This is a genomic window from Pseudonocardia sp. 73-21 (genome assembly GCF_001899645.1).
In the GTDB taxonomy this organism is placed as follows: Bacteria; Actinomycetota; Actinomycetes; order Mycobacteriales; family Pseudonocardiaceae; genus Pseudonocardia.
In genome coordinates this window covers 91,852-103,969 of record NZ_MKVV01000020.1, presented here as the reverse complement: position 1 = coordinate 103,969, position 12,118 = coordinate 91,852, and the positions used below count along the sequence as shown (strand labels likewise).

The window sequence follows — 12,118 nt, the reverse complement described above, 5'->3', positions numbered from 1 at the left end:
TCAGGCCTCCTCGCGGGCGCCTTCCAGCCCGACCGAGTCGACCCTCGCCGGGCGGGGCATCTTGTCCAGGGCGCTGATCGTGATGCCGCCGTCGACGGCGATGGTCTGGCCGGTGAGGTAGGCGGCCTTGTCGGAGCCGAGGAACAGCACCGTCTCGGCGACGTCCTCCGCGGTGCCGAGCCTGCCCAGCGGCACGCGGGCCTGGCGGCGGCCCCGCACGTCGGGGTCGGCGAAGATCGGCTCCGACATGCCGGCGTTGATCAGACCGGGTGCGACGGTGTTGACCCGCACGCCGCTCGGGCCCCACTCGAGCGCCATGTGCTCCGACAGCTTGATCACCGCCGCCTTGGACGCGGTGTAGGCGCCGGCGTTGGGGGCCGCCGCGATGCCGTTGATCGACGCGATGTTGACGATCGCACCGCCGCCGGCGGAGATCATCCGCGCCGCTGCGGTGCGGGCGACGAGGAACGTCCCGGTCAGGTTGACGTCGACGGCGGTGCGCCAGTCGGCGGCCGAGAGCGTGAGCAGGGGCCCGAACCGGACGACGCCCGCGTTGTTGACCACCAGCGCGGGTGCGGCCGGCAGGGCCGCCACCGCCGCGACGACGGCGGACTCGTCGGTCACGTCGACCGCGGACGCGACGCACGCGTCGCCCAGCTCGTCGGCGAGCGCCGCCACGGCGCTCCCGTCGACGTCCCAGGCCGCGACCTGGTAGCCGGCCTTGACGGCGTGTCGCGCGATCACCGCGCCGATGCCGTTCCCGGCCCCCGTGACCACTGCCCATCGGGTCATGCTCAGCCCCCTCATCGGTGTACCGGGAGAGACGCTACTGCCCGGAGCTTGCTGTGAGAAGAGAAGCGACGTTAGATTCCTAACGTCCATTCCCTGGACATGGATTCCGGACGAGGAGGTCCCCGTGGCGCCACGACGAGCGGTCGTCCTGTCGGGGGGTCCGACCCACGACTTCCCGGCGACCACGAGCTGTCTGCGGGAGGTTCTGGCGGCCCACGGGGTCGAGTCGGAGGTGCAGGAGGACGTCGACGCCGCGTTCCGGGCGCTGAGCGGTGCCGACCTGTTCGTCGTCAACGCGCTGCGCTGGACGATGGCCGGCCCCGGCACGCCCGACCGCTACCGGGACCGGGCGGCGCAGGAGGGCGTGAGCCCCGCCCCCGAGGCCCGCGCCGCGTTCGCGGCACACCTGCGGGGCGGAGGGAGCGTGCTCGCGATGCACACCGCCGCGATCTGCTTCGACGACTGGCCGGAATGGGCTGCGGCTGTGGGTGGCGCGTGGCGGTGGGGCTCGTCGTTCCACCCGCCGCTCGGGGAGATGGTGGTCGGGATCGCGGCGGCGGAGCACCCGTTCGTCGCGGGCGTGTCCGGCTTCCCGATCGTCGACGAGTGCTACAGCGAGCTGGATCTCGCCGCCGACCTGGAGCCGCTGCTCGTCTCGGACGGGCAGCCGCTGCTGTGGGCGCGCGAGCACGGCGGAGGGCGCGTGGTCTACGACGCGCTGGGCCACCACCCGCCCTCCTACGCCGTGCCGGAGCACCGCGCGATCCTGGACCGCTGCATCGCCTGGCTTCTGGAGGATCAGTGACCCGCGAGATCAAGGGCATGTCCGTGCTCGTCACCGGCGGCGGTTCGGGGATCGGCGCGGCCGTGGTGGCGCGGTTGGTCGCCGGCGGGGCCCGCGTGACCCTCTCGGGCCGGCGGGCCGAGCGGGTGGCCGAGGTGGCCGAACGGGCCGGTCCGGGCGCGCTGGCCGTCGCGGGCGACGTCTCGGTGGCCGCGGACAGGCAGCGGATGCTCGACGCCGCCGTCGAGCACGGCGGTGGGCTGGAACTGCTCGTGCACGGAGCGGGGAACATGTACCGGGGCAAGCTGGACGAGCTCGACGAGGCATCCCTCGTCGACGTGTTCACCTCCAACACGATCGCGCCGATGCTGCTGACCGGCCTCGCCCTGTCGCACCTGCGCCGGAGCCGCGGAGCCGTCGTGTTCTTCGGCTCGGTGCACACCCAGCGCGCGTTCCCCGGCGCGTCGCCCTACGCGGCCACGAAGGGCGCGCTGGAGGCCCTGACGGGCGTGCTGGCGGCCGAGCTGGGCCCACAGGGGGTGCGGGTGAGCTGCGTGCGCCCCGGCGGGGTGCTCACCGAGATCAACCAGCGGGCCGGCCTCTTCGACGACGCCGAGGCGGCCGAGCGGATGCGCGGGCTGGACACCGCACACGCGCTGGGCCGCAGCGGCACGCCCGACGAGGTCGCGGAGGCCGTCGAGTACCTGGCGAAGGCCGAGTGGGCCACGGGTGCCGTGCTGACGATCGACGGCGGGCTCTCCCTCGGCGTCACGAACGCCTGACGCGGGTGACCCCGCCCGAGGCCGCCCCGCCCGGGACGATCCTGCGCCCGCGGGCCACCGTCGCGGTCAGCACCCTCGCCACCGGGCTGGGTGCCTACCTCGGGTTCGTCCCCGGCTTCCTCGCACCGGTGCTGCAGGCCGATCTCGACCTGTCGCGGACGGCCCTGGGCATCCTCGTCGGGGTGTTCTACGGCGCGACGGGCGTCGGGTCACCGGTCGCGGGCAGGCTGACCGACCGGATGGGAGCGCGCCGCGCGGTCGCGCTGGACCAGGTGCTGGTCGCGGGCGCGCTGGTCGTCGGCGCGCTGTTCCCGGTCTACCCGGTGCTGCTCGCGGGCGCCGTGGTCGCCGGGTTCGGGTACGCGCTCACCAACGCCGGCACGAACCTGGCCGTCTCCGTCGCCGTGCCGGTGCGCGGGCACGGGGTGGCGCTCGCGACGAAGACCGCGGGCGTGCCCGTCCTCGTCGCGGTGTCGGCGCCACTCGCGGCCGCGGCCGGGGAGGCCTTCGGGTGGCGTGCGGTGTACCTCGCGACCGTGCCGGTCGTGCTGCTGGTCGCGGCGGCTGCGCTGTGGGTGCTCCCGGACGGCCGCTCCCCGCGCCGGACCGACCCCGCCGCGCCGGTCCGGGTGCTCCCGCGCGGCTTCCTGTGGTTCCCGGTCGGCGCGTTCTGCCTCGTGGCGGGCTCGCAGCCGCTGTACTCGTGGACGGTCGCGTACCTGCACGAGGTGGGCGGCCTGGAGCTGCCGGTCGCCGGCAGCGTCACCGCCGCCGGTTCGGTCGCGGCCGTCGTCGCGATGGTGGTGGTGGCCCGGCGCTCCGACCGCGTCGCCGCCGGCCGGACGGCCGGTGGGAGCCGGATCCCGGCCGTCGTCACGCTGTGTGTGGGCACGGCGGCGGGCGAGGCCCTCCTGGTCGCCGGGACCGCCGCGGGCGTGCCCGTCATGGTCGCCGGTGTGGTCGTCGCGACCGTCGCGCAGCTCTCGGCGATCGGGCTCATGCACGCCGCCGTCGTGGCGGCGGCACCGCACGCGGTGGGCCGGGCCTCGGGCGTGACGATGGCGGGCTACTACGTGGGCGCGCTGGTCGGGGCCCCGGTGTTCGGCGCGGTGGTCGACGCGACCGGTGGCTACGTCCCCGCCTGGACGATGTCGCTCGCGCTGGTGCTCTGCGGCGCCGCCACGTTCACCCGGTGCCGGGCCGTCGGCTCCGGCGTCAGCTCGGACCGGACGGGCGGCGCTTCGGACGGCGTGGCGCCCCGGCGCTCCCGGATCCGCGGCGCAGCACCGCAGCGGGTGCCCCGTGGTCGGAACGCAGCCGGCGGATAGCGGGGTCGGACGTCCAGAACTGCTCGAAGTCGGCGATGTCGAACTTCTGCGCGATGAGGTGCATCGCGATGTCGTGGCGGACGTACTCGACGGCGACGAGCACGACGGCCGGGTCGTCGGTGAACACGCCCCACGCGTCGCCGTTGACCACGCCGCCGATCACGGCCTGCTCGCGGTCCGCCGAGACCACCAGCAGGCGGCAGCCGAGGTTCTCCAGCACCACCTCGGGCTGGGAGAACGTGTGCGCGATGGTGTTGCCGACGGGCTCGGGGTCGGCCCCGAAGGACACGACGGAGACGTCCACGCCCTCGTCGGAGGCGCGGCGGACCAGCGGCTTGAGCGGCGCGATCTCCTGCGGCCAGCCCGAGACGAACAGGTCGGTGTGCGCGGCCGCGATCACGTCCTCCGCCCGGGCGAGCAGCGACTGGCGGTCGGAGAGGCTGTGCACCAGGCGCACCTGGGGCGGGGAGGCCACCTCGGGCAGCGCGGAGCGCAGCGCGTCGATGGAGCGGTCGAACTCGCGGCGCATGCGGTCGAGCAGGGCCGTGGGCGGCAGCGACAGGTAGCCGACGCTCGCCTCCCCCGCCCGCACCTCGTAGGCGGCCCCGCGCCCGACGAGCTTGCCGAGCGTCTCGTAGACGGTGCTGCGCGGCACCCCGGAGCGCTTCGCGACCTCGTAGCCGTTCAGCGGCGTGCCCGCCGCCACCAGCGCCACGTAGGCCTTCGCCTCGTACCCGGACATGCCGAGACGCTGCAGCTCGTCGATCACGCTCTGCTGGGACATGTCCCCTGCCTTCCCACCCGAGTACGCGGGGTGCATCGTCCCACCACCGCTCAGAGCAGCGCCTGGTAGGCCCCGCCGTCGACCGGCAGCGCTGCGCCCGTCACGTAGTCGGCGTGTGCGGAGCACAGGAACGCGACGACGCGGCCGAACTGCCCGGGGCCGCCCAACCGGCGCACCCCGAGCGAGGTGACGGCGACGAACCGGCCCGCGGCCTCGGGATCGGCCAGGTCGGCGACCAGCCAGCGGGCGCCCAGCTCGGCCGCGGCCGTCTGGGCGCGGCCCTCGGGCGACGACCACGGCGTCGTGGTTGCCCTCGTTCCCGCCGGCGTCGGTGCCGGGGCTGAAGGCGGTGCAGTACCCGGCGGCGTCGGCCGCGACGGGTCGAACGCGGGCGGGGCGCTCATCCGGCGGCCTCCACGGACTCGGCCACCCGCAGTGCGGCGATGCCGTCGGCGAAGGTCGGCACGCCGGCGCCACCCGCGGCGAGACGCCGTACCAGCTCGGCGAACGGGGTGGTGGCGGGCTCGTCGCCGGGCGCGACGAGATCGAGCAACGCGGGCTCGTCGGCCCGTGCGCCGCGCAGGGTCACCGGGAAGTGGCCGGTGTGGCCCGCCGCGGTGGCCACGAGCGTGCCGGCGCTGCCGTGCACCGCCAGCCGCCAGCCCTCGCCGTGGCGCGCCACCCACGACGCGTGCACCGAGCAGACGGCGCCGTCGGGGGTCCTGGCCGTGTACGCCGCGCTGTCGGCGCTGGTGGCGGGCACGCCGCCCGGCCACTCCGAGCGCCTGGTCGCGGCGCTGCCGCGCACCTCGGTGAGCTCGCCGAACAGCCAGCGCAGCAGGTCGGCGGTGTGCAGCCCGTGCACGCGCAGCGCGCTGGCCCCGTAGGCGCCGTCGGCGCACCAGCCCGAGCCCGCGACCGCCTCGGGGCGGGTGAACGTCGGGTAGAACGCCGTGGCGGCGACGTTCTCGACGGTGCCCAGGTACCCGTCGTCGACCAGCCGGTGCAGCTCCTGGAGTCCCGGCCAGAACCGCGACTGCATGTCGACCCAGCCGGAACGGCCTGCGGACGCGGCGGCCGTCGCCATCGCCTCCCCGTCGGCGACGGACGGGGCGAGCGGTGCCTCGCACAGCACGTCCTTGCCGGCGGCGAACGCCGCCTCCACCATCTCGCGGTGCCGGCTCGGCCGCGTCGCGACGTCGACGAGGTCGACGTCGGGATCGGCGCACAGCGCCTCGTAGCCCACGTGGGGGCGCGCCCCGAACCGTTCCGCGACGGCCCGGGCGGTGTCCTCGTGCGCCGTCGCGACCGCGACCAGCTCGACGTCGTCCGACGCGGCGTAGACGGGCAGGTGGGTGCCCACGGCGTAGCTCGCCCCCACCACCCCGACGCGCAGGGTCACGAGGCGCTCACCGGTGTCTTCTCCAGCGCGGGCAGCACCTCGGTCCCGAACAGCTCCATGGCCTCGAGGACGGACCGGTGGTCGGGCCCGGTCGGGTAACGGAAGATCATCAGGAAGTCGTCGACGCCGGCCTGGTCGCGGAAGCGCCCGATCGTCTCGACGCACTCCTCGGGCGTGCCGAACACGAACCGGTCCTTGACGAACTCCTCCAGGGTGATCTGGGAGGACTCGGTGACCCCGGGCAGGTCGGTGATGGCGCCGTAGTCGAACAGCGTGCGGGCCATGGCCAGCGCCGTGTCGCCGAACTTCTCCAGCGCCGCCTCCCGCGAGGTGTAGGGCCAACAGAAGCGGATGGACGTGACGTGCGGCTCCCGGCCCTCGGCGGCCGCCGCCTCGCGGTACCGGCCGGCCATCGCGGTCATGGTCTCGAGCGACATGAGCGCGTTGGTGATCCAGCCGTCGCCCAGGCGCCCGGCCCGGCGGATGCCACCGGGCGTCCACGCGGCCAGGTGCAGCGGCACCCCGCCCGCCTGCTTCGGCTTCGGGATCACGCTGACGTCGTCGAACGCGTAGATCGCGTCGGCGAAGGAGAACCGCTCCTCGGTCCACGCGGCACGCAGGATGCGCAGCGTCTCGTCGAAGCGCTGGGCGCGGTCGTCCCAGCTCACGCCGACCGTCGAGTAGTCGACGGGCATGTACCCGACGCCCAGGCCGAGCCACGCGCGGCCGCCGGAGAGCTGGTCGAGCACGGCGGCGTTCTGCGCGAGCTCGACCGGGTTGTAGAGGGGGGCGATGGCGATGGCCGTTCCCACCTTCACCCGCTGCGTGCGCGCCGCGATCGCGTACGCCAGATGCAGCGGTGAGCCGAAGTACTCGTCGGAGTACTTGTGCTCGGTGGTCAGGGCGGCGGAGAACCCGAGGCGGTCGGCCGCCTCGGCCTGCTCCAGGATCTCGGTCAGGGTCTGGTGCACCTCGCCCGTGACCAGGCCCTGCGTGAACAGCACTCCTACGGACATCGGGGCTCCTAGGACTGGGTCTTCTGGAGGTGGACCAGGGCGATCCTGGTGTCGAGCATGCTGGGCAGGCCGTGGCCCTGGACGCCCGCTCGGCGCTCGGTGGAGTGCACGCCGCGCGCGGCCGCGCGGCCGGCGACCCGGCCGAGGGTGAGGCCGCCGCTGATGTGGATCCCGCCGAGATCGGCCACCGAGTTCAGTCCGGCGGCGCAGTCGCCCGCGGCGAACAGGCCCGGGATCGGTCCGCCGAACACGTCGACGACCTGCATGTCGGTGGTGGTGGTGAAGCCGCCGGAGCAGAAGTTGATGCCCTCCACCATCGGCACGGCCGTGAACGGACCGGTCGCACAACGGCGCCGCCCGGGTGGCAGCACGACCCGGCCGAAGTCGGGGTCGGTGGTGGCGTCGGTGGCCAGGAACGCGTTCCAGCGCTCCACGGTGGCGACCAGCGCGGCGGCGGGCACCCCGATCAGGGCGGCCAGCTCGGGCAGGGTGTCGGCCACCACGGACGGCTCGGGCATCTGCGAGAGCAGCGTCGCCTTCTCCTGCGCCACCACGGCGTCCGTCACGTAGTGCGCGCGCCGCTGCGGTTGCTCGTGCATGCGGGCCACGCGCTCCTCGTAGGGACCCGCCTCGTCGTGGAACCGCTCCCCCGCGGCGTTGACCGCGATCGCGTCCTCCACCACCGACGAGGAGACGATCACCAGCGGCGGCACGAACGTCATGTTCACGAGGTCGCCACCGACGGCCTGGCCCATGAGATGACCGTCGCCCCTGCAGGTGTCGATACCCAGGTAGGGGCCGTTCGCGACGAACTCCGGCTGGTAGCGCAGCCGCAGCCGCGGGTTGGACTGGTAGCCGCCCGCGGCGAGCACGACGGCCGAGCGGGCGGTGACGGTGAACTCGGGCCCACCGTCCACGGGAGCCACCACGACGCCGGTCACGCGGCCCTCCCCGGTCACCAGCCTGCGACCGAGATGGCCGTACAGCGGCGTGACGGTGGGCTGTTCGAAGTCGGGCTGGAACGCCCGCGCGAGCATCCAGGTGTCCTCGATGGCGGCCATCCGGTCGACGGTGTGCTGACGGGGGCGCGGGATGAACCGCGAGAACCGCACGGCCCGTTCGGTGATGATCCGGTAGGTCTCGGCGCTCTCGGCGGCGAAGAGGCGGACGATGTCCTCGTCCCACACGATGCCGAACGAGTCCTGCGCGAGGTCGACCATGTGCCGCGCGTCGCGCACGAACGTCTCGACGTCGTCGGCGATGCCCTGCTCGGCCTGCATGCCCGAGCCGACGAAGGCGAGGTAGCCGGTGGACCACACCGCGTTGCCGCCGATGTGCTGCATCGGCTCGACGGCCACGACCTCTACCCCTTCGGCCGCGGCGGCGGAGACGGCGGCCATGCCCGCCGGACCCGTACCCAGCACGACCACGTCGGTGATCAGGTCGGTCACTGGCTTCCTCCACGGTGAGCTGCGCCACGATGACGGCGACGACATTGCCGCGCAGGAGAGACGGCGTCAAGAGACTGACGACGCTGTTCGGCGCTGGACTCACCCCTGACAGGGCGGTAGCGTCGTTAGAACCATCACTCCCAACCTGCGCAACGAGGCGGAGCATGCAGACGATCACGCTCGACCGGTACGCCGACGTCCGGGACGCCTTCCGCCAGCACGACCTGCGGCAGGACATGTACGACGCGGGCGGGCTCGTGATGGCCGACTGCCTGCTCGTGCTGCACGGCGCCGAGCACCGCGTGCGCCGCCGCGTGGAGAACCGGCTGTTCCGCCGCGGCACGTTCCGGCACTGGGAGCGGGAGTTCCTGCACGACGTCGTGCGCGACACGCTGCGTCCGTTCGTCGACGCCGGCCGCGGCGACCTCGTGGAGATCGGCTACCGGACCGTCATGAACCTGACGGCGATGGTGGCGGGCGTCGACCGCCCGCACGGCTCCCCGGAGGAGACGGACGCGCTCTACCGCTTCGCGAAGAAGTTCAGCGAGGGCGCCACGCTCGTGCACACCACACGCGACCCCGCCGAGGTGCAGGCCGAGGTGAGCGCCGCGCTCGCGGAGTTCGACGTGTCGTTCCTGCAGCCCTCGATCGCCCGTCGCCAGGCGCTCATCGCCCGGCTCGACACCGGTGAGCTCACCGAGAGCGAGTTGCCGCGCGACGTGCTCACCGCCCTCCTGCGCAACCGCGACGAGCTGGGCGTCGACGACGACGTCATCCGCCGCGAGTGCGCGTTCTACCTGCAGGCGGGCTCGCACAGCACCGCCAACGCGTTCACCCACGCCGCGCACGACTACTTCACCTGGGCCGCCCAGCCCGGCTCGACCGTCGGGGCGACGACCGACGGGGCCCTGCTGCAGCACTGCGTCTACGAGTCGCTGCGGCTGCACCCGGCGAGCCCGGTGGCGCAGCGCCGCGCGCTCGCCCCGATCACCCTGCGTAGCGGCACCGAGATCCCCGAGGGCACCGTCGTCGTCATGGACCTCGCCGGCGCCAACCGCGACGCCGCGGTGTTCGACCGGCCGCTGGAGTACGACCCGCTCCGCGAGGTGCCCGACGACGTGCCGCGCTGGGGCCACGCCTTCGGCGGCGGGATGCACGCGTGCATCGGCACCGAGCTGGCCGGTGGGGTGCCGTCCAGTGAGGACGGGGAGCAGGTGCTCGGCACCGTCACGCTCATGCTGGGCGCGCTGATCGAGGCGGGCGGCCGCCCCGACCCGGCCGACCCCGCCGAGCGGGACCCGCACTCCGCGCGCGAGCACTTCGGCCGCTACCCGGTCGTCTTCGACGCCTGACCCGCGCCGGGTTCTCCGGCGCGGCTCAGGCGAACAGGCCGTGGCTCGGGTCGTCGGGCGCCTGCGCGCCGCGCGCGAACGCGTCGAGCCCACCCCACTCGGGGCCCTCGATCTCGCGCAGGCTCCAGTCGTGCACGACGACGCGGGCGCTGATCCGCCACACGCCGGCGCGACGTTCCAGACGGTCGAGGTACCGGCCGCCGAACTGCCCGACGGTCACGGGCGGGCCCGGCCTGCGGTGGACGGCCACGAAGTACGTCTCGGCGCGGGCGGTGTCGATCTCCGGGTCGCCGTCCAGGTCGAGCGTGGTGTTCGTCAGGTGGTGCTGGGTGACGAGCGCTTCGCGGCCGGGCTGCGCGAGGAGCCAGCGGGCGAACTCGTGGCCGTTGCCGGAGTACATGCCGTGGTCGTCGGTGGCGTCGGGGTGGTACACCGACAGCAGCAGCTCCAGGTCACCGCGGTCGACCGCACGGCAGTAGCGCACCAGCACGTCGCCGATCTCCTGGCGGGCGATCAGCTCGGCGAGATCCATCGCCGCGATCCTCCCCCGACGTCAGACCGCGCGGCCGGCCGCCCGTGGTCGTCGATACGGGAGCGGCCGCACCGCCCGTTCATGAACAGCTCGGCCTGCGATTCCACACGTCCTCCTTCAGCCGGTGACGGCGCCGAGGCCGAGCTGCGTGATCGCCGCGCGCCCGGCCGCGTACGCCATGGTCGAGCCGGGGCCGAGGGTGGCACCCGCGCCCGGGTAGCCGGGCCCCATCGGGTGCGCGGTCGTGTTGCCCGCGGCGTAGAGGCCGGGCACGACCGCGCCGAACGCGTCGAGCGCGCGCCCGTCGCCGTCGGTGACGATGCCACCCTTCGTCCCGATCACGCCGGAGACGACCTCGATCGCGTAGAACGGGGCGGTCTCGACCGGCCCGAGTGCCGGATGGGCCGCATGCTGGTCGCCCCAGTACCGGTCGTAGGCGCTCGCGCCGCGGTGGAAGTCGCGGTCGACGCCCTCGCGCGCGCCGGCGTTGAACCGCTCCAGTGTCGCCTCGAGGCCCGCAGGGTCGATCTCCAGCCGGCCGGCGAGCTCCGCGATCGTCGGCGCGGTGGTCAGCCACGGCGGCGTGGGCTGCCCCGACCGGTGGGTCAGGAAGCCGTAGTCGTCCAGGTGGCGCTGGTCGAACACCAGATACGCGGGGAGGTTGGCGAAGTCGTAGGCGCCCGGGTCGAACAGGTGGAACGCCCTGGTCATGTCGTTGTAGTTGTGGGCCTCGTTGACGAACCGTTCCCCGTGCCGGTTGACGATCACGGTGTGCGGCCCCGTGCGCTCGAACCGGAGCAGGGTGGCGGTCGGCGCGCCGTCGGTCTCGTCGCCGGGGACGAGCACCATCGGGCCCCACCAGGCCTCGCGCATCGAGCCCAGCTTCACCCCGGCCTTCGACGCCATGCGGATGCCGTCGCCGGTGTTGTGGGGCGGGCTGCAGCTGCCCTGGACGGGGCCGGAGAGGAAGTTCTCGACCATCTCCGGCGACCACTCGAACCCACCGCAGGTGAGCACGACGGCCCGCGCCGCCAGGCGCGAGCCGTCGGCCACGACCCCGACCACCTGCTCGTCCTCCACGACCAGGCGCTCGGCGCCGCACTCGGTGACCAGCGTGACGCCGGCGTCGACGCAGGCCGTGATCAGCGGCGCGACGAGCGCGCGCCCGCGGGCCACCAGTCCCTGCTCGGCGCGCGCCTGCAGCTCCGCCATCGGGAAGCGGGTGAAGATGCGCCACTCCTCGTACTCGCGCATCGTGAACGGCAGCCGCAGGTCCGGGCGCAGGCTCTCGGCGAGCTCCCCCAGCTGCGCGAGGTCGTACAGCTCGGGGTCGAGCGAGCGTCCGCCGGGGTGCGCGCCGTCCCATTCCGGGTGGTAGTCGGGGAAGTTGTCCATCGGCACCATCACCAGGCCGGCGCGGTGCTCCAGGAACTCCAGCATGTCGGGGCCGCGGTCGACGATGGCCGCGAGCACGTCGTCGGCCGTCCGGCCGGCGGTGACCGCCCGCAGGTAGCGCAGCGCGTCGTCGCGGCTGTCGGTGCGGCCCAGCTCCGCCATCCGCCGGTTGCAGGGCACCCAGAACATCCCGCCCGACACCGCCGACGTGCCGCCGAGATAACGCGCCTTCTCCAGTACGGCGACACGGGCGCCCGCGTCGGCCGCGGTCAGCGCGGCCGTCAGCCCGATCGCGCCCGACCCGACCACCACGACGTCGAACTCCGGGTGGAGCTCACCGTTCCAGATCCTCACACCCGATCCCTTCCCACAGGTCGACTCAGCCGGCTGCGACCGCGTTCGGGACGACGATGTCGACCCGGCCGAACCCGGCGACACCCGGTCGGGGGTCTCGTCGACCCGCTCGTAGGCGCGGACATCGGGTACAGCACCGTGCCGAC

At 73.9% G+C, this 12,118-nt stretch carries 12 protein-coding genes; 4 read left to right on the top strand and 8 right to left on the bottom strand.

The features are described from left to right. Positions 1-792 (bottom strand): SDR family NAD(P)-dependent oxidoreductase, encoded by a 792-nt coding sequence (locus tag BGP03_RS04805; protein ID WP_296370174.1) that lies wholly within the window; start codon positions 790-792, stop codon positions 1-3. Between the two features lie 124 nt (positions 793-916). Here BGP03_RS04805 and BGP03_RS04800 point away from each other — a divergent pair, with 124 nt between their 5' ends. Genes BGP03_RS04800 through BGP03_RS04790 form a run of 3 tightly spaced genes read left to right on the top strand, consistent with a single transcriptional unit; the run spans position 917 to position 3,686 of the window. After that, positions 917-1,597: a ThuA domain-containing protein gene (locus tag BGP03_RS04800; RefSeq protein ID WP_296370175.1), complete on the top strand. Its 681-nt coding sequence runs from the start codon at positions 917-919 to the stop codon at positions 1,595-1,597. Then, complete coding sequence (locus BGP03_RS04795) at positions 1,594-2,358, top strand: SDR family oxidoreductase (protein ID WP_296370176.1); 765 nt, start codon at positions 1,594-1,596, stop codon at positions 2,356-2,358. Before BGP03_RS04800 ends, BGP03_RS04795 begins: the two co-directional genes overlap by 4 nt. A gap of 5 nt (positions 2,359-2,363) precedes the next feature. Beyond that, entirely contained in the window at positions 2,364-3,686 is a 1,323-nt protein-coding gene (locus BGP03_RS04790; protein ID WP_298797348.1) for an MFS transporter, read from the top strand. On the opposite strand, the gene BGP03_RS04785 is transcribed toward BGP03_RS04790, so the two are convergent. From BGP03_RS04785 to BGP03_RS04765, 5 genes are read right to left on the bottom strand one after another with little or no spacing between them, the layout of a single operon-like run. Beyond that, entirely contained in the window at positions 3,574-4,470 is an 897-nt protein-coding gene (locus BGP03_RS04785; RefSeq protein ID WP_298797347.1) for a helix-turn-helix domain-containing protein, read from the bottom strand. The two genes, BGP03_RS04790 and BGP03_RS04785, sit on opposite strands and share 113 nt — an antisense overlap. A gap of 50 nt (positions 4,471-4,520) precedes the next feature. Continuing rightward, the gene (locus BGP03_RS04780; RefSeq protein ID WP_296370182.1) at positions 4,521-4,874 is read right to left on the bottom strand and encodes an SDR family oxidoreductase; all 354 of its coding nucleotides are present in this window, start codon (positions 4,872-4,874) and stop codon (positions 4,521-4,523) included. Continuing rightward, complete coding sequence (locus BGP03_RS04775) at positions 4,871-5,872, bottom strand: Gfo/Idh/MocA family oxidoreductase (protein ID WP_296370184.1); 1,002 nt, start codon at positions 5,870-5,872, stop codon at positions 4,871-4,873. The genes BGP03_RS04780 and BGP03_RS04775 overlap by 4 nt, the downstream gene beginning before the upstream one ends. Further along, positions 5,869-6,888 carry an LLM class flavin-dependent oxidoreductase gene (locus BGP03_RS04770; RefSeq protein ID WP_296370186.1) on the bottom strand — a complete coding sequence of 340 codons (1,020 nt, stop codon included), beginning with the start codon at positions 6,886-6,888 and terminating at the stop codon, positions 5,869-5,871. Before BGP03_RS04770 ends, BGP03_RS04775 begins: the two co-directional genes overlap by 4 nt. Positions 6,889-6,896: 8 nt before the next feature. Next, positions 6,897-8,339 carry an FAD-binding protein gene (locus BGP03_RS04765; RefSeq protein WP_298797346.1) on the bottom strand — a complete coding sequence of 481 codons (1,443 nt, stop codon included), beginning with the start codon at positions 8,337-8,339 and terminating at the stop codon, positions 6,897-6,899. A gap of 164 nt (positions 8,340-8,503) precedes the next feature. On the opposite strand from BGP03_RS04765, the gene BGP03_RS04760 reads away from it, so the two are divergent. Then, positions 8,504-9,691, top strand: a complete 1,188-nt coding sequence (locus BGP03_RS04760) for a cytochrome P450 (protein ID WP_296370191.1) — start codon at positions 8,504-8,506, stop codon at positions 9,689-9,691. 25 nt (positions 9,692-9,716) lie between these two features. Here the strand turns inward: BGP03_RS04760 and BGP03_RS04755 are convergent, their stop codons facing one another. Together BGP03_RS04755 and BGP03_RS04750 are read right to left on the bottom strand one after the other, a co-directional pair. Continuing rightward, entirely contained in the window at positions 9,717-10,223 is a 507-nt protein-coding gene (locus BGP03_RS04755) for a nuclear transport factor 2 family protein (protein ID WP_298797345.1), read from the bottom strand. A gap of 117 nt (positions 10,224-10,340) precedes the next feature. Further along, positions 10,341-11,972: an FAD-dependent oxidoreductase gene (locus BGP03_RS04750; protein ID WP_298797344.1), complete on the bottom strand. Its 1,632-nt coding sequence runs from the start codon at positions 11,970-11,972 to the stop codon at positions 10,341-10,343. Positions 11,973-12,118: the final 146 nt, after the last annotated feature.

Excerpts from the sequence above, each read along its gene's own strand:
- BGP03_RS04780 (WP_296370182.1), bottom strand. The coding sequence starts at position 4,874 with ATGAGCGCCCCGCCCGCGTTCGACCCGTCGCGGCCGACGCCGCCGGGT.
- BGP03_RS04760 (WP_296370191.1), top strand. The coding sequence starts at position 8,504 with ATGCAGACGATCACGCTCGACCGGTACGCCGACGTCCGGGACGCCTTC.
- BGP03_RS04805 (WP_296370174.1), bottom strand. The coding sequence starts at position 792 with ATGACCCGATGGGCAGTGGTCACGGGGGCCGGGAACGGCATCGGCGCG.
- BGP03_RS04785 (WP_298797347.1), bottom strand. The coding sequence starts at position 4,470 with ATGTCCCAGCAGAGCGTGATCGACGAGCTGCAGCGTCTCGGCATGTCC.
- BGP03_RS04755 (WP_298797345.1), bottom strand. The coding sequence starts at position 10,223 with ATGGATCTCGCCGAGCTGATCGCCCGCCAGGAGATCGGCGACGTGCTG.
- BGP03_RS04770 (WP_296370186.1), bottom strand. The coding sequence starts at position 6,888 with ATGTCCGTAGGAGTGCTGTTCACGCAGGGCCTGGTCACGGGCGAGGTG.